Annotated in this window: 17 protein-coding genes; 14 read left to right on the top strand and 3 right to left on the bottom strand. The window is 61.0% G+C overall.

What is annotated here, in order from left to right; translation table 11 throughout:
* Positions 1-35 precede the first annotated feature (35 nt).
* The 12 genes from QKE19_RS06080 (at position 36) to QKE19_RS06135 (ending at position 13,078) form a co-directional block, all read left to right on the top strand.
* Entirely contained in the window at positions 36-230 is a 195-nt protein-coding gene (locus QKE19_RS06080; RefSeq protein WP_005510795.1) for a ubiquitin-like protein Pup, read from the top strand.
* Between the two features lie 69 nt (positions 231-299).
* Positions 300-1,760, top strand: coding sequence for a Pup--protein ligase (pafA, locus tag QKE19_RS06085; RefSeq protein ID WP_049193530.1), 1,461 nt, complete (start codon positions 300-302; stop codon positions 1,758-1,760).
* Between the two features lie 43 nt (positions 1,761-1,803).
* On the top strand, positions 1,804-2,832 hold the full coding sequence (locus QKE19_RS06090) for a WYL domain-containing protein (RefSeq protein ID WP_049189894.1): 1,029 nt from the start codon (positions 1,804-1,806) through the stop codon (positions 2,830-2,832).
* Complete coding sequence (locus QKE19_RS06095) at positions 2,832-3,863, top strand: WYL domain-containing protein (protein ID WP_347890594.1); 1,032 nt, start codon at positions 2,832-2,834, stop codon at positions 3,861-3,863. Before QKE19_RS06090 ends, QKE19_RS06095 begins: the two co-directional genes overlap by 1 nt.
* A 74-nt stretch (positions 3,864-3,937) precedes the next feature.
* The gene (tatA, locus tag QKE19_RS06100; RefSeq protein WP_048734080.1) at positions 3,938-4,249 is read left to right on the top strand and encodes a Sec-independent protein translocase subunit TatA; all 312 of its coding nucleotides are present in this window, start codon (positions 3,938-3,940) and stop codon (positions 4,247-4,249) included.
* An 18-nt stretch (positions 4,250-4,267) separates the two neighbouring features.
* Positions 4,268-5,494: a twin-arginine translocase subunit TatC gene (gene tatC, locus QKE19_RS06105; protein WP_065421641.1), complete on the top strand. Its 1,227-nt coding sequence runs from the start codon at positions 4,268-4,270 to the stop codon at positions 5,492-5,494.
* A gap of 24 nt (positions 5,495-5,518) precedes the next feature.
* Complete coding sequence (locus QKE19_RS06110) at positions 5,519-8,305, top strand: DEAD/DEAH box helicase (RefSeq protein WP_347890596.1); 2,787 nt, start codon at positions 5,519-5,521, stop codon at positions 8,303-8,305.
* A gap of 89 nt (positions 8,306-8,394) precedes the next feature.
* Positions 8,395-9,510 (top strand): Xaa-Pro peptidase family protein, encoded by a 1,116-nt coding sequence (locus QKE19_RS06115; RefSeq protein WP_053093005.1) that lies wholly within the window; start codon positions 8,395-8,397, stop codon positions 9,508-9,510.
* A 32-nt stretch (positions 9,511-9,542) separates the two neighbouring features.
* On the top strand, positions 9,543-10,307 hold the full coding sequence (locus tag QKE19_RS06120; RefSeq protein WP_049193518.1) for an SDR family NAD(P)-dependent oxidoreductase: 765 nt from the start codon (positions 9,543-9,545) through the stop codon (positions 10,305-10,307).
* Positions 10,304-11,530: a bifunctional cobalt-precorrin-7 (C(5))-methyltransferase/cobalt-precorrin-6B (C(15))-methyltransferase gene (locus tag QKE19_RS06125; protein ID WP_070549296.1), complete on the top strand. Its 1,227-nt coding sequence runs from the start codon at positions 10,304-10,306 to the stop codon at positions 11,528-11,530. Before QKE19_RS06120 ends, QKE19_RS06125 begins: the two co-directional genes overlap by 4 nt.
* A gap of 46 nt (positions 11,531-11,576) precedes the next feature.
* Complete coding sequence (gene cobM, locus QKE19_RS06130) at positions 11,577-12,350, top strand: precorrin-4 C(11)-methyltransferase (RefSeq protein ID WP_016422807.1); 774 nt, start codon at positions 11,577-11,579, stop codon at positions 12,348-12,350.
* Entirely contained in the window at positions 12,338-13,078 is a 741-nt protein-coding gene (locus tag QKE19_RS06135) for a cobalt-precorrin-6A reductase (RefSeq protein ID WP_347890598.1), read from the top strand. Before cobM ends, QKE19_RS06135 begins: the two co-directional genes overlap by 13 nt.
* 3 nt (positions 13,079-13,081) lie before the next feature.
* On the opposite strand, the gene cobJ is transcribed toward QKE19_RS06135, so the two are convergent.
* From cobJ to cobG, 3 genes are read right to left on the bottom strand one after another with little or no spacing between them, the layout of a single operon-like run.
* Positions 13,082-14,692 (bottom strand): precorrin-3B C(17)-methyltransferase, encoded by a 1,611-nt coding sequence (gene cobJ / locus QKE19_RS06140; protein WP_048734064.1) that lies wholly within the window; start codon positions 14,690-14,692, stop codon positions 13,082-13,084.
* Positions 14,693-14,695: 3 nt separating this feature from the next.
* Entirely contained in the window at positions 14,696-15,346 is a 651-nt protein-coding gene (locus QKE19_RS06145) for a precorrin-8X methylmutase (RefSeq protein WP_048734062.1), read from the bottom strand.
* Between the two features lie 11 nt (positions 15,347-15,357).
* Positions 15,358-16,533: a precorrin-3B synthase gene (gene cobG / locus QKE19_RS06150; RefSeq protein WP_347890601.1), complete on the bottom strand. Its 1,176-nt coding sequence runs from the start codon at positions 16,531-16,533 to the stop codon at positions 15,358-15,360.
* 251 nt (positions 16,534-16,784) lie between these two features.
* Here cobG and QKE19_RS06155 point away from each other — a divergent pair, with 251 nt between their 5' ends.
* Both QKE19_RS06155 and cobN read left to right on the top strand, forming a co-directional pair.
* Positions 16,785-18,347, top strand: a complete 1,563-nt coding sequence (locus QKE19_RS06155) for a lipase family protein (RefSeq protein WP_049170527.1) — start codon at positions 16,785-16,787, stop codon at positions 18,345-18,347.
* A gap of 173 nt (positions 18,348-18,520) precedes the next feature.
* Positions 18,521-22,171 carry a cobaltochelatase subunit CobN gene (gene cobN / locus QKE19_RS06160; protein ID WP_347890647.1) on the top strand — a complete coding sequence of 1,217 codons (3,651 nt, stop codon included), beginning with the start codon at positions 18,521-18,523 and terminating at the stop codon, positions 22,169-22,171.
* Positions 22,172-22,223: the final 52 nt, after the last annotated feature.

The raw sequence follows: 22,223 nt of genomic DNA on the forward strand, positions 1-22,223 counted from the left end.
TAATACTCAAAAGTTCATTTTTAAGGAGCAATATCATGGCTGGTAACACTCAGGTTTTCGGCGGCGGTTCCGGCGGAGGCGACGAGGAAGAGTTCGGCGAGGTCGCTGGCGGCGGTCAGGCTCAGGAGCACGTTGCAGCTGCTGACGACCTGCTGGATGAAATTGATGGTCTGCTGGAGAACAACGCCGAGGAGTTCGTGCGTTCGTATGTCCAGAAGGGTGGCCAGTAAAAAGTGACTGACCAGCAGGTAGGGCAGCAGGAGCCGGAAGCAACGCCGACACCGGTACCGGCACAGGCGTTGACCCGACGCATCACCGGTATTGAGACCGAGTTCGGCATCACTCTGACGCTGGATGGCTCGCGCCGTCTGGGACCGGATGAGATTGCCCGCTACATGTTCCGCCCGGTGATCGCTAAGTACGGGGCAACCAACATTTTCACCCCCAATGCTGGTCGTATGTACCTCGATGTCGGAAGCCACCCGGAGTACGCTACCGCTGAGTGCGATTCGGTCTCGCAGCTGGTAGCGTACGACCGCTCGGGCGAGGTCATCTTGAATGAACTCGCTGAAAAGGCTGAAGCAGAGCTTGCCGACGAGGGCATCGGTGGCAAGGTCTACCTGCTGAAGAACAACGTTGATACCGTCGGTAACTCCTACGGTTGTCACGAAAACTACCTGGTTGGACGTGAACTGGGACTGAAGTCCCTGTCCAAGCTGCTGCTACCTTTCTTGGTTACGCGACAGCTCATCTGTGGCGCGGGGAAGATTTTCCTGCCGTACCCAACCTCGCCGTATCACAACGATCCGATTCAGTACTGCTTCTCGCAGCGCGCGGATCATGTGTGGGAGGGCGTCTCCAGTGCAACGACGCGCTCCCGGCCGATTATTAACACTCGCGATGAGCCACACGCGGACTCCAACCGATTCCGCCGCTTGCACGTCATCGTGGGCGACTCCAACATGAGTGAGACGACGACTGCGCTCAAAATTGGCTCCACTCAGCTGGTACTGGAGATGATTGAAGCCGGCGTGAAGTTGCCGGACTTCGAAGTCGCCAACGAAATCAAGTCCATCCGTGCGGTGAGCCGCGATATGACCGGCAAGGCCGAGATTCCACTGCGCAGTGGCGAAACTGCCACCGCACTGCAGATTCAACGCGAGTTCCTGGACGCTGCGACGGAGTGGCTGAAGGTCCGCGAAGAAAACATGGTCAATGAAGACAAGGGCATTGCCGGGGCCGGCACGTCCAACGAGGAAATGGGCCGCATCGTCGAGCTGTGGGGTCGCGCGCTGGATGCCGTGGAAACCGGTGACTGGTCTCTCATTGAGCACGACATTGACTGGGCCATTAAGTACTCGCTCATGAAACGCTACCTGGATCGCGGTCTAACGCTGGAGGACCCCAAGCTTCATCAAATCGACTTGGCCTACCACGACATCCGTCCCGGCCGAGGCATCTTCCGTGCGCTGGAAGCCCGTGGCATTGCCTCGCGGTGGATCACCGATGAGCAGGTCGCTGAGGCAGTCCGCATCGCACCGCCAACTACTCGTGCGAAGCTGCGCGGTGATTTCCTCGTTGCAGCTGAAGACTCCAGTTTGAAGACCGTAGTGGACTGGACACACCTGAAGATTTCCGGTGACGATCCCATCTCCACCATGCTCGGCGACCCCTTTGCCACGGAAAACGATGAGGTCAATGAGATGATCGAGATTCTGACGGCCGCGAAGAAGACCTCGGATACGGATTCGAATAACTAGTTCCGTCCCCGGAAACTGCCCCAGGAAAAGGAGCCCCACAGTCGTGTCTGTCTCACCGGTATCGGAAAACCCCGGATCCGCTGCGATCAGTGAGAACCAACGTCAGGTTCAGCTGCTGTTGGCGCTTGCCGACGACACCGGGTGGGTCAGCGAGTCGTGGATCTCCAAACATGTCGAGGGTTACTCCCGTGTTTCCGAGGATTCCCGGGCTCGTTATTTACGTGCGGACACCGCGGCACTCCTGGCAGCCGGGGTCCCGGTGGAGGTTTCGTCGTCAAGCGCGGGCGATAAGGTCAAACGTCTGCGCCTGAACAGACTACGGTGGCCCCAGCACGACCCCGAGTTCACTGAAGCGGAGGCTTCGGTGGTTTTCCAGGCGGCGAATGCGGCGTTTGGTTCGGAGGAGCTGAGCTCGACGGCTGTGGCGGCGTGGCGGAAGCTCGCATCGTTTGCGCAGCGCAGCGCCATTGCGAAGCCGGATGAGTCGGTGGTGGTGGCCGATGCGGTGGATATGAGTCGAGTGGATTTCAGCACACTGCTGACCGCGATGACCTCGCCGCGCCGGACAGTGGAGATGTGGTACTCCCGCCAGTACGGCGTGGATGATGAACTGCGCATGCTGGAGCCGTGGGGTCTGATTAACCTGCGCGGGCGCTTTTATGTGTTGGGCTTTGATCCGCAGCGTGAGGCCGCGCGTATGTTCCGGCTCAGCCGTATCCGCGATGTGTCGGATACAGGGACGTCGGCGACCCAGCCAATGCCCGATGGTGACTTGCAACAGATTGCGGAAAACATGTTGCACCGCGGTGGCAAGACCTATCAGGCGGTTGTTCGTATCGCTCCGAATACCTGCGCTGATGTGGTGATGAAAGCGACCGCGTTGGGGGATGGGCGCTACGAGCTGCCAGCGGCACCTGTGAGTGAGATTGTGTCCACAGGTTTGAGTTACGCACCGGATTTGATTGTGGAATCACCTGAAGAGGCACGGTCGGAGATTATTGCTCGGTTGGAGCAGGTACTCGCTCGCCATGGCGGATCGAATGGTGCGAAGAACGCTTTGGAGGGCAACTAATGACAGTGCATGCAGCCCGGGAACTTGACGCGAATGTCAGTGTCGACGAGTTGTTGGCGGTCGTACCGTACTTTTCGCAGCACCGTTCAATGACAGAGGCCGCTACCGAGCTGGCCATACCTTTTGCCCGAATTCGGGCAATCGTGGAGCAGATTGCCGACATCGACCAGCCGGGACTCCTCGGAGTGCGGGCTTTTGAAGTTGATTACCGCAACAGCTTTGATGTCCGCATTCGGCCTCAGGCAACGGTGCTCAGCCAGCCACGTGCGCTCACAGCCGAAGAAACCGCGACCTTGCTGCTCATCCTGGAAACCATCGAGGACTCCGCAGCCACCACTTCCTCCGAGGCCGCGCAGACGGCCGCGACAAAACTACGCAGTGCTCTGGGAATAAACGTCCCCATCATTGACTCGACCGCTGCGGAAAATGGCAAGGCCTTTTCCTTTTCTGAGCAGATTTATTCCGCGCTGCATCAGCGCAAGGTGTTGAAGGTGCGCTACCGGAATGCCTCAGGGCAGATTACAGTCCGTGAGCTTGACTGTGTCAACGTTTATACAGTTGAATCCACGACGTACCTCCGCGCTGTGGACCGTGCGCAGGAAGACCGTCGCCAGAAGAGCTTCCGCGTCGACCGCCTGGAGGCCGCCGAGGTCCTCGACACTCCCGCCGGTTTCCACCGCCCAGAGCCTGTCGATATCCGTGATCCCCACGCCTTTGGTGCGGAAACGGGAACGTCCGAATGGGCAAGTGTGCTTATCGACGCCGACGCCACCTGGATCGCAGACTATGAACCGGTCTTCTTTACCGAAGATGAGGGAGAAGAAGAGGATACCGAACTGGTCTCTGACCAAGGCTTAGGGCAGTCGGAATATGTCGCTGACGTGCCGATGTCCGACTTGGCCGCAACAGTCTCCTTTGTGCTCCGCCGTTCACCGAGCGTAACGGTCGCTGAGCCCTTAAAATTGAAAAACGCCGTTGTTGCGCGAGCCCGCGAAGCTTTGGCAGAGTATGGTCGAAACGACAAGGCTTAAATCAAAGCTTTAATCGCGCACGATGTGGCAACTTGCCACTTGTATTTGTATTCATTCGAAAGGTCTCTAAGCGGATGCCGAACCTAGGTCCCTGGGAAATCATCATTATCCTGGTCGTTCTTGTCTTGCTCTTTGGTGCAAAGAAGTTGCCGGATGCCGCACGTTCGCTCGGCCGCTCCATGCGTATCTTCAAGTCCGAAGTCAAGGAAATGCGCAACGATGACGAGCACCAGGAGCAGGCTGCAATTCAGCAGGCTCCGCAAGCCCAGCCACAGCAGCCGTACCAGCCGCAGCAGCAGTACCAGCAGCCGGCACCGCAGGCTCAGCCGCAGCAGCCGTACCAGCCGCAGCCTGGCCAGAACAACCCTGGCCAGCCGCAGCAGTAGTAGAAGGCCGGTTGAAGCGTGACTTCAGCTACATCCACATCACGTCCTCGGAAGCGCCAGCGTAGGCGCAATCCCGAGGGCGTGATGACTATTGTCGAGCACATTCAAGAGCTCCGGCGTCGCCTCGTTCTCGCCCTCGCTGGTATTGCCGTTGGCACTGTTGTGGGCTTTATCTGGTATCAGACCGCCTTTACCATTGGTCAGTTCCGCATACCGTTTACCTCGGTCAATGTTGGCCCTGTGCACTTTAAGTCCCTGGGTGAGTTGCTCAAGGATCCGTACTGTCAGCTTCCACCCGAGATGCGTCTCGGCGGCGGTGAGGGCGCGGAGTGTCGTCTGCTGGCGACCAGTCCGTTTGAAATGTTCATGCTGCGTCTGAAGGTCGGTGCGCTGGCCGGTCTGGTGATGTCGTCGCCATGGTGGCTCTACCAGATTTGGGCCTACATCACTCCCGGCTTGGTTCGGAAGGAACGCCGCACCACGCGCAGAGTTGTGACTGCCGCCGCGCTGCTGTTTGTCATGGGTTCCGTCCTGGCCTACTACGTTGTCGCCATCGGTCTGGAGTTCTTGCTCCAGATTGGTGAAGAGACGCAAATTTCTGCACTCACCGGTTCGCAATACTTCGGTTTCCTCTTGGCGCTCATCGTCTGCTTTGGCGTGAGCTTTGAGGTTCCGCTTTTCCTGGTCATGTTGAACATGGCCGGTGTCGTTACCTACGAGAGCATCAAGGACAAGCGCAGCATCATCATTATGTCGCTGTTCATCTTTGCGGCCTTCATGACTCCGGGGCAGGAACCAATATCCATGGTCGCAATGGCAACGGCACTGACGTTGCTGGTGGAAATCGCAATCCAGATTTGTCGTCTCCATGACCGTCGTAAAGCAAATGAGCGACCTGATTGGTTGGACGTCGATGACGAGCAAGGCTCCGGACCCATTACAGCGTCCGGCCCGATTGGCTCCGCCGGCGGTATCGGTGACGTGGGCGGCATTGACGCCCCGACTTCAGTAAGTGCGCCGACGTCGATTCAGCCGGGCGGCATGCCGACGGCATCAGCGGCCCCGACGACCTCTCCGGTCTCTGGCCCCACGCCAGTGAACGCGCCGACGCCGACGCGGGCATCCCAGATGCGTCCTACTCGCAATTCGCGTCCACCACGGCCACAGGGCATGATTCCGGAGACTCCGATGCCGACGCAGGACTTGCGAAATCGTCCGACGAGCGACTTTGATGATGTTCTCTAGCGCGGTTTATGACACTCTAGAGGCATGACTCTTCTCGGCGATTTCGTCAGCCAACAGGATTTCGACCTTGACGACTTTCAGCTCCGCGCCTGCCAATCAATTGAGGCAGGGCGGGGCGTTGTCGTCTGTGCACCCACCGGCGCGGGCAAGACTATTGTTGGCGAATTCGCTATTTATGCAGCTCTTGAGCGTGGCGGCAAGTGCTTTTACACCACACCTATCAAGGCGTTGAGCAACCAGAAGTACCACGACCTAGTCGAGGACTACGGCGAAGGCCGCGTGGGCCTGCTCACTGGCGACACTTCGATTAACGGCGACGCAGACATCGTGGTGATGACCACCGAGGTGCTGCGCAATATGATTTACGCGAACTCGCCGACGCTGAAGAAGCTCACGCATGTGGTGATGGATGAGATTCACTACCTCGCTGACCGCGAGCGCGGCGCTGTGTGGGAAGAGGTTATTTTGAACCTCGACCAATCCGTGGCCGTCATCGGTTTGTCGGCGACGGTGTCCAACTCCGAGGAGTTCGGTCGCTGGCTTTCCACGGTGCGCGGGCACACGGACGTTATTGTCACGGATCTGCGCCCGGTTCCGCTGCATCAGCACATGCTGGTGGGAAACCGGCTCTATCCACTCTTCGAGGCGAAGTCGGTCAAGGTCAATCAGGACCTGTTGGAGGCGTGCCGTCGTGCCGAGTTCGGCTACGGCGACGCTGGGGCCAGGGAGCGCTACCAGTACAAAAAGCACAAGGGCGGTGGGCGCTCGTATAGCTGGGGCGATAAGGGGCAGCGCAAGTTCCGTCCGCCGAAGCGCGGCGATGTTATCCGCATGCTCGGCTCCATGAACATGCTGCCCGCGATCGTTTTCATCTTCTCCCGCGCGGGCTGCGAAGGCGCGCTGGCGCAGGTCGGTGCTACGCGCGCAGAGCTCACTGACCGGGATGAGCAGGAGCGCATCGCCAAGATTATCGATGACGGTGTTGCACACATTCCGAAGGAAGATCTGCAGGTTCTCGGTTTCCTGCGCTGGCGCCGCATTCTCATCCGTGGTTTTGCGGCGCACCATGCGGGCATGCTGCCTGCGTTCCGGCACATTGTGGAAGAGCTCTTTAACGAAGGCCTGGTCAAGGTTGTCTTCGCCACCGAGACGCTTGCGCTGGGCATCAACATGCCTGCCCGCACGGTCGTGCTGGAGAAGCTGGTCAAGTTCAACGGCGAAGCACATGTGGATCTCACGCCGGGTCAGTACACGCAGATGACCGGTCGCGCTGGCCGCCGCGGTATCGACACTGTCGGCAATGCAGTGGTGCAGTGGGCCCCGGCAATGGATCCGAAGGCTGTCGCAGGGCTGGCATCTACGCGCACATACCCGCTGATTTCCACCTTCGCGCCGAGCTACAACATGAGCGTCAACCTCCTGCAGACGCTCGGTTACGACGGCTCGAAGCGCGTCATGGAGCGCTCATTCGCACAGTTCCAGGCGGATGGCGACATCGTCGGAGTCGCCGCCGAACTGTCCAAGGCAAAGCAAGAAGCCGCGGCCCTGCGTGCGGAACTGCTCGGCAGGGGAGCCGATGCGCACGCTGAAGGGGCGGAGGCTGAAGCGTCGTCGTCAAGCGAGGAAGGCAGTTCGCGTGACGACGAGCGCCTAACCCAGATGCTTGAATATCTGGATCTGCGCGCGAAGCTGACCCAGGAGGAGAAGAACGCCAAGCGCCGCAATATTGAAGACCGCCACACGGAAACAGTGACCGCGCTGCGCAGACTCCGTCGAGGCGAGGTTATTCCGCTGCCGAAGGGTAAGAAGGTGCAGCTGGCGGTGGTGTACCGAGAGGACCATTCGAAGTCGAATCCACGTCCCGGTGTCATCAGTGTCGGCGGGTTCGTGGGGCGTGTGGAGCCGCATATCTTCCCAGCGGCGCCGCAGACGGTCGGCGCGATTAGGCTGCCTCGGGATGCGGACCGGCATCCGCGACGTGCGCTCGGAATTGTGCGCGCAGAGATTGGCCGCAAGGGGCTAAAGGGACCAAAGCGGCTGAAGCGTCGCACTGGTGGCAACTCGCCGGCGGTGAGGAAGCTGCGACAGGAGCTGCGCGAGCATCCGCTACATGGCGATCCTGCGGTGGAGACGATGGCTCGTCACGCCGATACGCTACGGCAGGCCGAGGCGCATGTGGCCAAGCTGCAAAAGCGCGTCGATTCCGCCTCGGATACATTGGCGCGCACATTCGACCGCATGCTGCAGTTGCTAACACAAATGGACTACGTGGAATGGCCGGAGAGCGCGGAGCCGACAATTACCGAGGAAGGCCTGCGGCTGGCGCAGATTCACAACGGCTCGGATTTGCTGGTGGCCACGTGTCTGCGCCGCGGTATTTGGGATGATCTGGACCCCGCGGAACTGGCCGGTGCGGTGTCGAGTTTGGTCTTTGAAAACCGCAAGGCCAGTCAAGGCAGTGACGAGGTGCCTACCGAGCCGCTGGCCAAGGCGCTGGGGAATACTTATCGCATTTGGGAGGAACTGTCGGAGGATGAGCGCCGCTACCGGCTGCCGCTGACGGACTTGCCGGATATGGCTTTTGCTACGGCGATTCATCAGTGGACTGCGGGCGCACCGTTGGGGTACTGCCTGCAGGCAGCGGCCGAAAGCGGCGCGGAGCTGACCCCGGGCGACTTTGTCCGCTGGTGCCGTCAGGTCATTGATCTGTTGCAGCAGATTAAGAAGACCGGCTACTCCACGGAGATTCGCGACAATTCCGCCGAAGCTATTCAGGCGATTCGCAGGGGCGTAGTGGCGCTGAACAATTAGTTGCCGGTTACGTTGGTCAGCCGAAGCCTCGCCGCCCCGAGGCCACTCAACCGGCGACGGGCACAGGCCGACGGGTACAGTTGGCAACTATGAGCAACGGTATCTTTAGCTTTGACATCTATCAGCAGCGTCTGGATCGCACTGCGGAGCTTCTCCGCAGCCGCAATGCAGACGCTGCAGTCTTTGGAACCGGCGCTGACCTGCAGTATCTCATTGGTTCTGCGGTCACTTCGCATGAACGCCTGACGGCGCTGGTGGTCACTGCATCCGGCACCACCACACTGGTACTGCCCGCCGTGGAGCGCGGGGATCTGCCGCTGTGTGCAATCGGTGATCTCAACGCCGATGTGGTGTTGTGGGAAGACGGAGAGAATCCGCACCGCATTGTCGCCGACTTGGTGGGCCACGTGGGCACCCTCGCAGTGGGAGCCTCTTTGACCGCTGACCACTTGATTCCTATCCAGGATCTCACCGGAGCCAAGACTGTGTTGGCCGGAGACCTTCTGAAGGAACTGTTCATGCGCAAGGACGCCGCTGAGATTGATCAGTTGCGCGAGGCCGGCGCCGCTATTGACCGCGTTCATGCTCGAGTGCCGGGCATGCTGCGCGCAGGTCGCACTGAGAGCGAGGTCGCCGACGAGATCTCGGCTGCCATCCTGGAGGAGGGGCACGTCGCCATTGACTTCGTCATTGTCGGCTCCGCTGAAAATGGCGCGAATCCGCACCACGATTTCTCCGACCGCGTCATCGAGGAAGGTGACGTGGTGGTCGTCGATATCGGAGGCACCTTGCCGCTTGGCTACCACTCCGATTGCACGCGCACCTATGTCGTCGGCAAGCCGGGGGAGAAGGAAGCTGCAGCGTGGGCGGCTCTGCGCAAGGCGCAGGAAGCTGCCGTGGCGGCGGTGCGCCCCGGTGTGACGGCTGCAGAGATCGATGCGATTGCGCGTAATAGCCTCACCGCTGCGGGCTACGGCGAGTACTTCATTCACCGCACTGGTCATGGCATTGGCCTGTCCACGCATGAAGAGCCGTTCATTATGGCTGGCAATGAGCTCAAGCTCGAGCCTGGCATGGCGTTTTCGGTGGAGCCGGGTGTGTACCTGCCGGGTGAGTTCGGTATGCGGCTGGAAGACATCATCGTTGTCACCGAAGACGGCGGAGAATCGGTCAATAATGGTCCGCACGATTTAATTACCGTCTAATCGAGGTTTAGAGGAAAGGTATTTTCTAGCGCATGGGACACGTACTCGTTCTTGGTGCCACCAGCGAGATCGGCGGGGAAGTTGCCGCGCGACTGGCCAACCACAACACCTTCACGCTCGCTGCGCGCCGCACTGAGGCGCTCGACGGCATTGCCGGTCGGCTCATCGACTCCGGTGCCGTCGCGGTGCACCGCATCCACTTTGATGCCGATGACATCGCGGCACACCGCCAGTTCGTCGAGCACGCCTGGCAGCACGGTCCCATCGACACGGTGATTGTCGCGTTCGGTATCCTCGGTGATCAACGGAAGTGTGAGGAGTCCGGCGAGGCTGCTGCGGCAGTCATTCATACCGACTTCACAGCACAGGCATCGATTCTCACTGAGATTGTCGCGCGCATGGAGTCCGACATCGCCTCCGGCACGCTGCCTGTGCGCGATAAGGTCGCGGGCCGCATCATGGCCTTTTCCTCTATCGCAGGTGCCCGCGTGCGCCGCGCCAACTACGTCTACGGTTCGGCGAAGGCCGGTCTCGATGGTTTCCTCCAGGGCATGCAGGACCGCCTGCGCGGGAGCCATATTCAGCTGACGATTGTCCGGCCGGGCTTCGTCATCGGCCGCATGACCGAAGGCATGAAGCCAGCGCCGATGTCCTCGCGCCCCGCCGAGGTCGCGGAGGCCGCCGTCACTGCTTTCGACGGTCGGAAGCCCCACGTCTGGGTGCCGCGTAAATTGGCATTGCTCGCACGCGCCACACATCTGACTCCGCGCTGGATTTGGCGGAAGATGCCCCGATGAGCCCAAAGCTTCGCGTCGTCGGCATCGGCTGCGACGGGTACCCTGGCCTATCCGCCCGCGCTGTCGAGGCGTTGTCGTCGGCTCGCCGCATCATTGGCTCTCCCCGTCAGCTCCATTTGCTTGCCGACGTCAACCTGGACGCCGACCTCTCACCTTGGCCAGGTGGCTTCTGGAAGGATTGGCGGGCCACCCTGGCAGATATTGACCCCGCAGTCGATGTCATCCTCGCCAGTGGCGATCCCATGTTCCACGGTGTCGGCGTGTCCCTGGTCCGGGAGCTCGGCCGTGGCGCCGTGGAGGTTATTCCAGCGCCATCGTCAGCCTCATTGGCCTGCGCTTACCTCGGCTGGCCCTTGCATGACACTCCGGTGATTTCGCTGGTGACAGGCGAGCCGGGGCTACCTGGTGCCGCGCGTGTCGTACCGGTAGCGGATTCACTACGGCCCTTCCTGGTGCTGTGCCGAAACGCGGACTCAGTGAAAGAGGTCGCTACGGTTTTAGCCGACCGCCCAGACACCAAGCTCACCGCGCTGACCAATCTCGGCGGCACGGAAGCTACAGGGCTGCCGGAGTCCGTTGCCGCAGGCACGGTGGCGAACCCACCAGTTCCAGCTGGCAACCTCACGGTGCTGGCGGTGGAGCCGTCGGGAAGCGCGCGCGGCTGGCTGCGCGACGGTGACTTTGATTCAGATGGCCAGCTGACGAAGGCGCCGATTCGCCAAATGACGGTCGCTGCGTTGGATCCGCGGCCGGGAGCGCTGCTGTGGGATGTCGGCGGTGGCACGGGGTCGATTGGCATTGAGTGGGCTCGGCACGGCGGACGTGCGGAAATTTTCGAGCGCGATGCTGTTCGTGCAGAGCGAATTGCTAAGAATGTGGCGGCTCTGTCTGGCAATGTGACCGTCCACCGCGGAGCGGCACCAGCGGTGTTGGCGGACTCGAATCTTCGCCCAGATGCCATTTTCATCGGCGGAGGTCTCACTGCTGACGGAATGATTGAAACCTGTTGGCAACGCCTTGCCCCGGGAGGCACCATCGTCGCAAACACCGTGACGCTGGAGTCGGAGGCTCTGCTGTGGCAGGCGCGTCGCGACTATGGCGGGGATGTCACCCGGCTTTCCGTGGAGCGCGCAGGTGCAGTCGGCAGTTTCACTGCGTGGCGCCCTACGTTGCCGGTGGTGCAGTGGGTGGCGGAGAAGCCAGTAGAGCCTGCGCTACCATAGACGTAATTTCTCTGTCTAGAAAATATTGAGGACTCTGTAACTCACAATGACTGTGTATTTCATCGGTGCAGGCCCGGGGGCAGCGGATTTGCTGACGCTGCGCGCGGACCGGCTTATTCGTTCCTGCCCAGTGTGCCTTTACGCGGGATCGATTGTCCCGCCTGAGGTGCTGGAACACTGCCCCGAAGGCGCAGAGATCATCAACACCGCGCGAATGCCGCTGGATACCATCATCGAAACCATTCAGGCAGCGCATGCGGCGGGCAAGGATGTCGCACGCCTGCAGTCCGGCGACCCGTCGGTGTGGTCGGCGCTGGCAGAACAGGTCCGTCGTCTCAGCGAGCTCGGCATTGACTACGAAATCGTTCCGGGTGTGCCGGCATTTTCCGCGGCGGCGGCCGCTCTGGGCCACGAGCTCACGGTGCCAACTGTTGGCCAGTCGGTGGTGCTGACTCGTATCTCCGGGCGCGCTTCCAAGATGCCGGAGGGCGAGACCCTGGAGAACTTCGGCCGCACGGGCGCAACTCTGTGCATTCACTTGGCCGCCCACGACATCGATCGTGTGGTCGAGGAGCTCACCCCGCATTATGGTGAGCACGGTCCGGTGGCAGTCGTGGCTTTCGCATCCCGTCCGGAACAGGTTATTCTCCGCGGCACGCTGTCTGATATCGCGCAGCAGGTCAAGGATGCAGGTGTGACTCGTACGGCTGTCATCATTGTCGGCAAGGTGCTCACCGCCGAGGCGTTCCCGGATAGCTACCTCTACAGCGATGATCGTCCACGCGATGAACACGGACGGACCATTCCATGCGTGCACTAATTCTGGGTGGAACTGCTGAAGCCCGCGCCCTGGCCAAGCGCTTAGTGGGCGAGGGCTGGTTTGTCACCTCTTCACTGGCCGGTCGCGTTTCTAACCCGAAGCTGCCCGTCGGCAATGTCCGCATTGGCGGTTTTGGCGGTCCCGCAGGACTGACTCGGTGGCTCATCTCCGATGCCACTGAAGTCATCATCGATGCCACGCATCCGTATGCAGAACAGATCAGCGAATCTGCTGCTGAAGCTGCCCGCGCCACCGGTATTCCGCTTGTTGCGCTGCATCGCCCTGCGTGGGAGAAGCAGCCAGGAGACAACTGGATTGAGGTGTCCTCCATGCAGGAGGCCGCGGACGTTGTTGCCGACCGTTTCTACAGCCCGTTTCTCACTATTGGCCGTCAGCAGCTTGCTCCATTTACCGGTGACTCCAACGGCCGTTACCTCATTCGCTGCGTGGAACAGCCCGCGCCGCCGCTGCCGAAGGATCGGAAGATTATTCTCAGCCGTGGGCCTTACGACGTCGCAGCGGAGCGCAAGCTCATGCGGGATTACGCCGTGGACTGCGTGGTAACCAAAAACTCCGGTGGTGCTGCTACTTACGCCAAGATTGAGGCAGCCCGCGACCTGAAGAAGCCGGTCGTTATCGTGCAGCGCCCGCAGCTGCCCGGCGCGGATATCGCCACCGTCGCCACAACGGTGGATGAGGCGTACAACGCCGTCATCCGCCGGGCGTAGCGGCTAACGCAGCAACTCGCCAGTTCCGCTGGTGCCGCCCTCACCGTAGTGACGTGCGGTGTAGACCCGAGTGGTCTTGCCGGCACGATACGCCTTGGTCGACGACGAACCGATAATCACCATGGTTCGCATATCGACGACATCCGGATCGAACTCCGCCAACGTGGTCACGGTAACGTTTTCCTGCTCCGAGCCAACTGCCCGTGCCACAATCACAGGCGTTGTCGGTTCGCGGTACTCCATGGCCAATGCGCGTAGCTCTCGAATCTGCCATCTCCGCGACTTGGATGCCGGGTTGTAGACAGCAAATGCCATGTCTGCTCCGGCTACGGCACGCACTCGCTTAACGACGACCTCCCAGGGCTTCAACCTGTCGGAGAGACTGAGCATCGCAAAGTCATGGCCAAGGGGAGCACCCACTCGACTTGCGACAGCCTGAGCCGCAGTCATGCCCGGCACGACTCGAACTGGAATGTCTCGCCACATATCGTCATCAGCGACTTCCAGCACTGCGGCCGCCATAGCGAAGACCCCCGGGTCACCGGAACTGACCACCGCAACTCGACCTCCACGCTTGGCGATATCCAGCGCCATAGTGGCTCGCTCTGCCTCTACGCGGTTGTCTGAGAGGTGGCGGCGTTGCCCGGCGCGCTCAGGAACCCGGTTGATGTAGGTGGAGTAGCCCACCAGATCCGTGGCTCGGGCCAGTTCCTCGGTGACTTCTGGGGTGGTCCAGCGCTCCGCACCCGGGCCTAGGCCGACAACGACGACTTCACCAACTGCTGGGGCAGCCGACTCAGTCGCCGTATCGGTGACTGTATCGCTCGCCGCATCATTAGCTGGCTCAGGCGCCCCAGAAACACTCCGTTCAGTTCCGTAGACAGCGGAAGGCACGACGGCTACTGCGAAGTACGGAACTTTCTCCGGGTCTGCATCGGCCAGCGGGTAGCTGGTGTGCTCATTCATGGTTGCTCGCTCGACAACGTAGGCGCGCTCGAGCATGCCTGCGGACTGCAACGCTGTACGAACCTTCTCAACGTTTTTCCCCAGCTTCATAATGACTACACAGTCTGAGGCGTCAAGAACCGCAGCGATGCGCTCGGAATCGGCGGTGGCTGGGACAACGCTGACGATTTCGGTAGCCTCGCCGAGCGGCTGACCAATCTCTGCTGCCGCCGCAGTAATGCTGGCCACTCCGGGGACAATCTCAGTGGGGAAGTCCTCGCTGAGAGCGTGGTGCAGATGCTGGTACGAGCTATAGAGCATCGGGTCACCGAGCGAAAGCACTGCAACACTTCGTCCCTCGGCCAAGTGCTTGTGCAGGCGAGCAGTGGCCTCTGCATAGAAACCGGCGAGCTGCTCGCGGTAGTCGACTGGGCGCCCGGTGGTCACCGGGTATTGCAATTGTTCTTCCACGGCAGCGTCGTCACGCGCGTCAATCAGTTCGGCGGCGATTGAGCGCGCCGTGGAACGTCCGTGAGTGCCGGCATGGTAGGCGATGACATCGGCTGTGCGGATGATGTCGGCACCGCGGAGTGTAATGAGACCTGCGTCGCCGGGACCGAGTCCGACGCCGTAGAGATGACCAGGCTGAGCACTGTAGGAGCCGGACATGGTTTAGATGATCTCCTTTGCGGTGGCAATGGCATTGAGGGCAGCACAGGTGATAGCCGAGCCACCGCGACGGCCGGTGACGGTGATGTACTTCAGCTCTGGGTTTTCGGCACCGGAGTCGATAGTGGCCTGCTTTGATTCCGCGGCACCGACGAAGCCCACTGGCATGGCCAAAATGGCAGCGGGCATGGGGAAGGAGCCCTCATTAATGCGGTTGAGCAGGTGGAAGAGGGCGGTGGGAGCGTTGCCGATGGCGACAACCGCGCCCTCTAGGCGTGGCTTCCACAGCTCCACGGCGGCAGCAGTGCGCGTGGTGCCGAGTTCTTGAGCCAGCTTGGGGACGCGCTCATCACGCAGCAGGCAGATGACCTCGTTGTCAGCAGGTAAGCGCTTGCGGGTAATACCCGAGGCGATCATGTTGACATCGGTGAAGATAGGAGCGCCTTCCTCGAGAGCCTGGCGAGCTGCGCGCACAGCTCCCGTGGAAAAGACGATGTCCTTGGCCAGGTCGGTCTGACCTGCTGCGTGAATCATTCTGACAGCGACGGTTTCCTCATCGGCATCGAAGCGGGAAAGATCGCTTTCTTCGCGAATGATGGCAAACGAGTTACGGTAAATATCCGCACCGTCGGTGTTGTACTCAAAGCGCTTCATAGGCTTAAAGCCTAGTCCACAGCAGTGACTTCGTATTCTCCGTCCCCGGTGGCGAGATAGTCGAAGTAACCGCCCTTGGGCTTGCCGCAGCGACGCTCACAACCGGAGAAGTGCACGCGCCCCTCGGGCAGTCGGCCATCGGCAATTGCGTGAGAAGCATCGCCGCGGGTGTCAGCCAGAGACTTTTCGCAGCCGGGGCGTCCGGTGCAGGCGCTGACGCGCAGCCAGGTGGACTTCCGGTCGAAGATCAGACCATTGGGCGCCAATACCTTGACGACCTGTTCGGCAACTTCCTCTTCCAAATCGTGCAGAATCAGCGAGTACCACGGAGTGACGTGCACAGGAACTTGCGTATGCGAAATCGCACGGGCCAGACGCGCCGGGAGGACACCAAAGCGCAGGCCAGCGGCCAGGCTAACCAGGCCATCCGGCTGGTCAATCCAACCGATCTGGCGGGACAGCCCGGCGGTGGCATCGAAGATCTCAGCCGGAGTCGGCTCCTGGCGACGAACTCGCGCGCCCAATTCCTCGACTACGGCATCAGCAACGCGCTCGGCCGCATTGGCTTCGGCGATGCGCCAGGCTGAACCACGGCTGTCATTCCACACCTTCGCTGTGGTGATGAGAGCCTCCACGACGTCGTCACGCGAGACGACAAGCCCCGAGGTCGCGCCACCAATGATGAGTTCGAACGTGTTCTCATCGTGGGCGACAACACCGAAGTCGGGGCGCTCACCGAGCACGTCACCGCGGCCATCGTCGAAAGCCATGAGTGTGCGACCTGGCAGTGTTGCCAGCGACGGCTCCGCGATGAGGGCCTTGTCGAACTCTTGAACCAGGTCGCGCACATCAGCTTTACCGCCGACGCGACCGGACAGCGGCGACTGAAGAACGTTGCGTACGCGGTCGTGGCTGGTGGAGGGAACCAGCTTCTCTTCTTCCGCGGCATCGGCGAATGCGCCGGTGTTGGTGATGCCACGGATCTGAACATTGCCGCGGGAGGTGAAGTGAATATCACCGTCGCCGAAATTCTCGGCCAAATCGGCGAGTACGGCGAAGCCCGGCGCGGGGAGAAAGCCTCCGGGGAAGCGCAGACGACCAATTGCGCCATCAGCTGCGATATGAACCTTGCGGCTGCCGGGGCAACCGTCCTGACGAGTGCGGGTTCCTTGATCAGATGCAGTCATACTCTCAAGAATACGCAAACACACACAGAGCTGAGCCCCCGAAAACAGGGGCACATTATCCAGCCCCTTTCCAGCCCAACGAAACCATCCTGAAGTGGAGTTTTCATACCCCTCCGCAAAAACATACAAATTCTTCACTGAAAATCCACCGATCTACCTTTTTAAAACCTTATTGTTTTCATAACCTAACTTCCTCTGAATTAAGGGAAGTTTTCATTGGGTTTTCAATCTGGGGTTATTCAGGAGATTTCATGCCACATCACGACGCTGAAGCACTCACGCACGAGGCACACGACACCGTCGGCACCGGCCGTGCCTCGACACAGACACGCTCTGCTTCACGACGAAACCGTCGCACAATCCGAACGGGAATCGGGGTAGCGCTAGCAGGTCTTATGACCATCGGCCTGGCTACACCTGCAAACGCACAGCCACTAAACATCCCGGGCCTATCGGATAGTGGGCTGGCGGATAAGGTGTCGTCGTCAAGCGCAAACCGCGAACTGCCTGGTTTCGGCCATGTACCGAACCCGAATATGGAGAGGCTACTCGGCATCGAGAAAGACGATGAGGAGTCTGGTAGCGAGGGCGCAGGCAGGCAGCTGACCCCGGAACAGGCTCGCGTGGCCGCAGCCTCTCCGCTGAATTCTCTGCCGCTGACCCCGTCGCGCACGGCAAATGCCGGCATGCTGGTCAGCAGTGAGGATGCCGAGATGATGGTGAACGACAAGCTGTGGAATGTGGATGCCAAGCGTATTCACTACAACTCCACGGATTCCCTCGGAAATCCCAGTGTGGACACAGCCCTTGTGGTGACGCCGAAGACGGAGTGGAAGGGCAGCGGTCCGCGTCCGGTCGTCGCAATCGCGCCGGGCACGCAGGGTGGCGCGGAAAAGTGCGACCCCTCGGTATCCTCGCAGACCGGCCTAAAGATTGAGTTCGGTCCGTTGGACATTATTGCTCCATACGAGACGATCCCGATGGTCGCGAACTTGAAGCGAGGCGCGACTGTGGTGATGATCGACCACCACCGCAATTCCCAGGGTAACCAGGACTACGTCGACAACATCGCCTCGGCACAGTCGCTGTTTGATGCCGTGTCTGCCTCACACGAGCTCGGCGTGGACAAAAATGCGCCCGTGGGAATTTATGGCTACTCCCAGGGTGGCTCCGCAGCCGCTGCAGCCGCTGAGCGTGCAGGTGTCTACGCTCCAGAGCTCAACGTCGCCGCATCTGCCGCCGGCGGCCCGCCGTCCGATCTCGCAAACGTCCTCGACCAGATTGATGGCACTACGCTGACCGCCGCGATTGCACTGGCAATCAATTCTGTCCTGGATAAGGATCCGGAGCTGCGCCGAGTCCTCAAGGAAGAAATCAGCCCCGAAGGCAAAGAACTGCTGGACAACGTGGGCAACTACTGCGCGGGTGGCTTGGGTTTCCATCACTCGTTTGAAACCACTGACCAGTACACGACTAGCGGTGAGTCACTCAGCGAGATGATTAAGCGCTACGAGCCGGTACAGAAGGAACTCGCACGCCAGCGCGTCGGCAACTTCGTCCCAAATGCGCCGGTGTACCTCTACTCGGGTGAGCATGATGACATCATCCCCATCAACCAGGTTCGCAAGCTGCGCGATTCCTGGCTGAATCTCGGCTTCACCGACCTGGAGTACGTCGAAAACACGACTTCACCGGTGCTACCGAAGACGGGCATTAACCATATCGTTCCGATGCTCGCGGAACTGACTAATGCCACCGACTTCCTCTGGTCCCACTTCCCAGATCAGCCGGCGGAGCAGTCGCTGGAACTCTAGCAATAGCCCCTGCAGTAGAGTGATGGAGAAATCCACTGCCATGCCGCTGACGAGAAGCTCGGTGAAAATCCGCACGGTCGCGCCACTGTCACAGTCAGACCTCGTCATCGGTTAGAAGGCAGACTCCCGCCGACCGGGGACGCGTTGCTCCCCAGGAAGTGAATGACTACACCGTGATTCTGCTGCTGTCGACCTCGGATACCGACCTTCTGTCCGCCCGCGCGGCCGCTCAGGCCAACCCGGAGGTGTCCTACCGTTGGGCAAACCCGGCGCGTCTGCTCGACGATGATTTGCCCACGCTTGCCGACGGCGCCGATGTCGTCATCATCCGACTTCTCGGTGGCCGCCGCGCCTGGGAATCCGGCATCGACTACTTTGTGAACTCCGGTATTCCCACCGTCCTCGTCTCCGGTGAGCAGGCACCCGATGCCGAACTCACCGAGTATTCGACAGTTCCCGCAAACGTCGCCACGCAAACGCACATTTACCTGGCGGAAGGCGGCGCAAAGAACCTCGCACAGCTGCACAATTTCCTGTCGGACACACTGCTTCTGACCGGTCTTGGCTTTGAAGAGCCCACTCGCATGCCGGCCTGGGGTTTCCTGGAGCGCGACTCCAAGGTGGCCACGGAAGATTCCCGCGGCACCGTCGGCATTATTTACTACCGCGCCCAGCACCTGGCGGGAAATACGCACTACATTGAGGCGCTTGCTGACGCGGTCGAGGCTCGCGGCTACGTCGCCAAGCCTATCTTCGCCGCGTCCCTGCGCACCGCCAGCGATGAACTGCTGGCAGAGCTAGCTTCCTGCGACGCGCTCATCACCACGGTGCTCGCCGCTGGCGGCAACCGCCCGGCACTCGCGCAGGCCGGCCAGGACGATGACGGCTGGGATGTCGCCGCACTCGCAGACCTGAACATTCCCATCATCCAGGGTTTGGCCCTGACTTCGTCCAAGGCGGCATGGGAGGACAACGACGAAGGTCTGTCGCCGCTGGACGTCGCAACACAGGTCGCCGTCCCCGAATTCGACGGCCGCATCATCTCGGTCGCGTTCTCGTTTAAGGAAATCGACTCCGACGAGCTCATTTCCTACGTCCCGGATCTCGAGCGTTGCGACCGCCTGGCCGGCATCGCCACCCGTTACGCCGCGCTCCGCCACATCAACAACGCTGACAAGCGCGTCGCCGTCATGCTCTCTGCGTACCCGACCAAGCACGCCCGCATCGGCAACGCTGTCGGTCTGGACACACCAGCATCCACGTTGAAGGTGCTGCACGCGCTTGCCGACGCCGGATACAACCTCGGCGACACCACCAAAATCCCCGGATATGCCACCGCCGAGGATGGTGCCGATGAACCAGATGCGTTCATGCACGCCATCATCGAGGCCGGCGGCCAGGACCCGGACTGGCTGACCGAAGAGGTTATGGAGGCAGCCGAGCTTCGCCTGCCCGCTGCCACCTACGAGAAGTTCTTCGCTACCTTGCCGGAAGAACTTCGCTCCGACATGCAGGACAAGTGGGGTGCCGCGCCGGGCACCCTGTACGTCCACCCGGATACCCAGGACATCTACATTGCGGGCCTGACCTTCGGCAATGTCGTGGTCATGGTGCAGCCACCGCGCGGTTTCGGTGACAACCCGGTGGGTATCTACCACGACCCGGATCTGCCGCCGACGCACCATTACCTGGCCTGCTACCGCTTCCTGTCGCTGCCGCAGGCGCAGGGCGGTTTCGGCGCCGATGCCGTGGTTCACATGGGCAAGCACGGCAACCTGGAGTGGCTGCCGGGCAAGACCGTCGGCCTTTCCGCTTCCTGCGGCCCGGATGCTGCCATCGGCGAGCTGCCAATGATCTACCCCTTCCTGGTCAACGACCCGGGCGAAGGCACACAGGCCAAGCGCCGTGCTCACGCCACGCTTGTCGACCACCTCATTCCGCCAATGGCCCGCGCCGAATCCTACGGTGACATCACCCGTCTGGAACAGCTTCTCGACGAGCACCAGAACATCTCCGCCATGGATCCGGCCAAGCTGCCGGCCATCCGCCAGGAGATTTGGACGCTGCTGACCGCCGCGAAGATGGACCGCGACCTCGGCTGGGACGAGCGCCCGGACGAGGAGGTCTTCGATGACATGCTCATGCATGTCGACGGCTGGCTCTGCGAGATTAAGGACGTCGCCATCCGCGGTGGCCTCCACGTGCTCAGCCAGGCACCGGAAGAGGAATCCCTGATCGGCACTGTGACCACCATGTTGCGCGCCCGCCAGCTGTGGGGCGGCAAGCAGACCCTGCCGGGCCTGCGCGAAGCTCTCGGCCTGGCCGAGGACGGCACCGATGAGCGCCACGCTGTGGACTCTATCGATGCACTGGCTACGGCACTGGTAACCGCCGTGGTGAAGAATTCCGACCAACCGGTGACACAGATCGCGGCTGATGTGCTCGGCTCCGAGGAATTTGCCGATATCGCGGCACCAAACGGCCTTGATCAGGTTGTCGAGCTGCTGCAGTTCACCCGCGACGAAATTCTCCCGCGCCTGGCTGCTACCAGCGAGGAGATCCCGCGTATTCTTTCCGCTCTCGATGGCGAATTTGTTCCAGCTGGCCCCTCCGGCTCACCGTTGCGTGGCCTGGTCAACGTGCTGCCAACAGCCCGCAACTTCTACTCGGTTGACCCCAAGGCGGTGCCGTCGCGCCTGGCTTGGGAAACCGGTGTCAACCTCGCCGATGGCCTGATTGAGCGCTACCGCGCCGACCACGGCGAGTATCCCAAGTCGGTTGGCCTGTCGGTATGGGGCACTTCCGCCATGCGTACTTCTGGCGATGACATCGCCGAGGTGCTCGCGTTGATTGGTGTGCATCCGGTGTGGGATGACGCATCTCGCCGTATTGTCGGCCTCGAGCCGATTCCGCTGGAGGAGCTGGGCCGCCCGCGCATTGACGTGACCGTCCGTATTTCCGGCTTCTTCCGTGATGCGTTTCCGCATGTTATCGACCTTTTGGATGATGCGTTTCAGCTCGTCGTCAAGCTTGATGAATCCGATGAGGACAACTACGTGCGCGCCCATGCGAAGGCCGACCAGCAGGAGCGCCCGCGTCGCATCTTCGGTTCCAAGCCGGGCACCTATGGAGCTGGCCTGCTGCAGCTGATCGATTCCGGTTCCTGGCGCGATGACGCGGACCTGGCAAAGGTCTACACGACCTGGGGTGGCTACGCCTATGGCCGCGGCGTCGATGGGGAAGAGGCAGCTGACGACATGAAGACGGCCTACCGCCGTATTCAGGTTGCCGCGAAGAATGCCGATACCCGCGAGCACGATATCGCCGACTCCGATGACTACTTCCAGTTCCACGGCGGCATGATCGCCACGGTCCGCGCACTGACGGGTTCCGCTCCGGAGGCCTATGTGGGCGATTCCACCCGCCCGGACGCCGTGCGCACCCGCACCCTGCACGAGGAGACGCGACGCGTCTTCCGTGCCCGCGTGGTCAACCCACGCTGGATGCAGGCAATGCGTAACCACGGCTACAAGGGCGCCTTCGAAATGGCCGCAACCGTCGACTACCTCTTCGGTTACGACGCGACGGCGCAGGTCATGGATGACTGGATGTACGAAACGCTTACCGACGAGTACGTTGCGAACCCGGAAAACCGCGAGTTCTTTGAACAGTCGAATCCGTGGGCTCTGCACGATATTTCCGAGCGCCTGATGGAGGCCGCCGAGCGCGGTATGTGGGAAAACCCCGACCAGGAACGCATGGATCTGCTGCGCCAGACCTACCTGGATACAGAGGGCGACTTGGAGGAGCGCGCTGACCGGTAGGCGACCGCTAGTCGTCGTCTAACCGGCCGATAGCCGTAACCACTTGCTCATC

It is taken from the genome of Corynebacterium sp. c8Ua_99 (assembly GCF_039907185.1).
Classification (GTDB): Bacteria; Actinomycetota; Actinomycetes; order Mycobacteriales; family Mycobacteriaceae; genus Corynebacterium; species Corynebacterium jeikeium_D.

Excerpts from the sequence above, each read along its gene's own strand:
- QKE19_RS06125 (WP_070549296.1), top strand. The coding sequence starts at position 10,304 with ATGAGCCCAAAGCTTCGCGTCGTCGGCATCGGCTGCGACGGGTACCCT.
- QKE19_RS06120 (WP_049193518.1), top strand. The coding sequence starts at position 9,543 with ATGGGACACGTACTCGTTCTTGGTGCCACCAGCGAGATCGGCGGGGAA.
- QKE19_RS06135 (WP_347890598.1), top strand. The coding sequence starts at position 12,338 with ATGCGTGCACTAATTCTGGGTGGAACTGCTGAAGCCCGCGCCCTGGCC.
- QKE19_RS06115 (WP_053093005.1), top strand. The coding sequence starts at position 8,395 with ATGAGCAACGGTATCTTTAGCTTTGACATCTATCAGCAGCGTCTGGAT.
- QKE19_RS06145 (WP_048734062.1), bottom strand. The coding sequence starts at position 15,346 with ATGAAGCGCTTTGAGTACAACACCGACGGTGCGGATATTTACCGTAAC.
- cobG (WP_347890601.1), bottom strand. The coding sequence starts at position 16,533 with ATGACTGCATCTGATCAAGGAACCCGCACTCGTCAGGACGGTTGCCCC.
- cobM (WP_016422807.1), top strand. The coding sequence starts at position 11,577 with ATGACTGTGTATTTCATCGGTGCAGGCCCGGGGGCAGCGGATTTGCTG.
- QKE19_RS06080 (WP_005510795.1), top strand. The coding sequence starts at position 36 with ATGGCTGGTAACACTCAGGTTTTCGGCGGCGGTTCCGGCGGAGGCGAC.
- tatA (WP_048734080.1), top strand. The coding sequence starts at position 3,938 with ATGCCGAACCTAGGTCCCTGGGAAATCATCATTATCCTGGTCGTTCTT.
- QKE19_RS06110 (WP_347890596.1), top strand. The coding sequence starts at position 5,519 with ATGACTCTTCTCGGCGATTTCGTCAGCCAACAGGATTTCGACCTTGAC.
- QKE19_RS06095 (WP_347890594.1), top strand. The coding sequence starts at position 2,832 with ATGACAGTGCATGCAGCCCGGGAACTTGACGCGAATGTCAGTGTCGAC.
- cobJ (WP_048734064.1), bottom strand. The coding sequence starts at position 14,692 with ATGTCCGGCTCCTACAGTGCTCAGCCTGGTCATCTCTACGGCGTCGGA.
- QKE19_RS06155 (WP_049170527.1), top strand. The coding sequence starts at position 16,785 with ATGCCACATCACGACGCTGAAGCACTCACGCACGAGGCACACGACACC.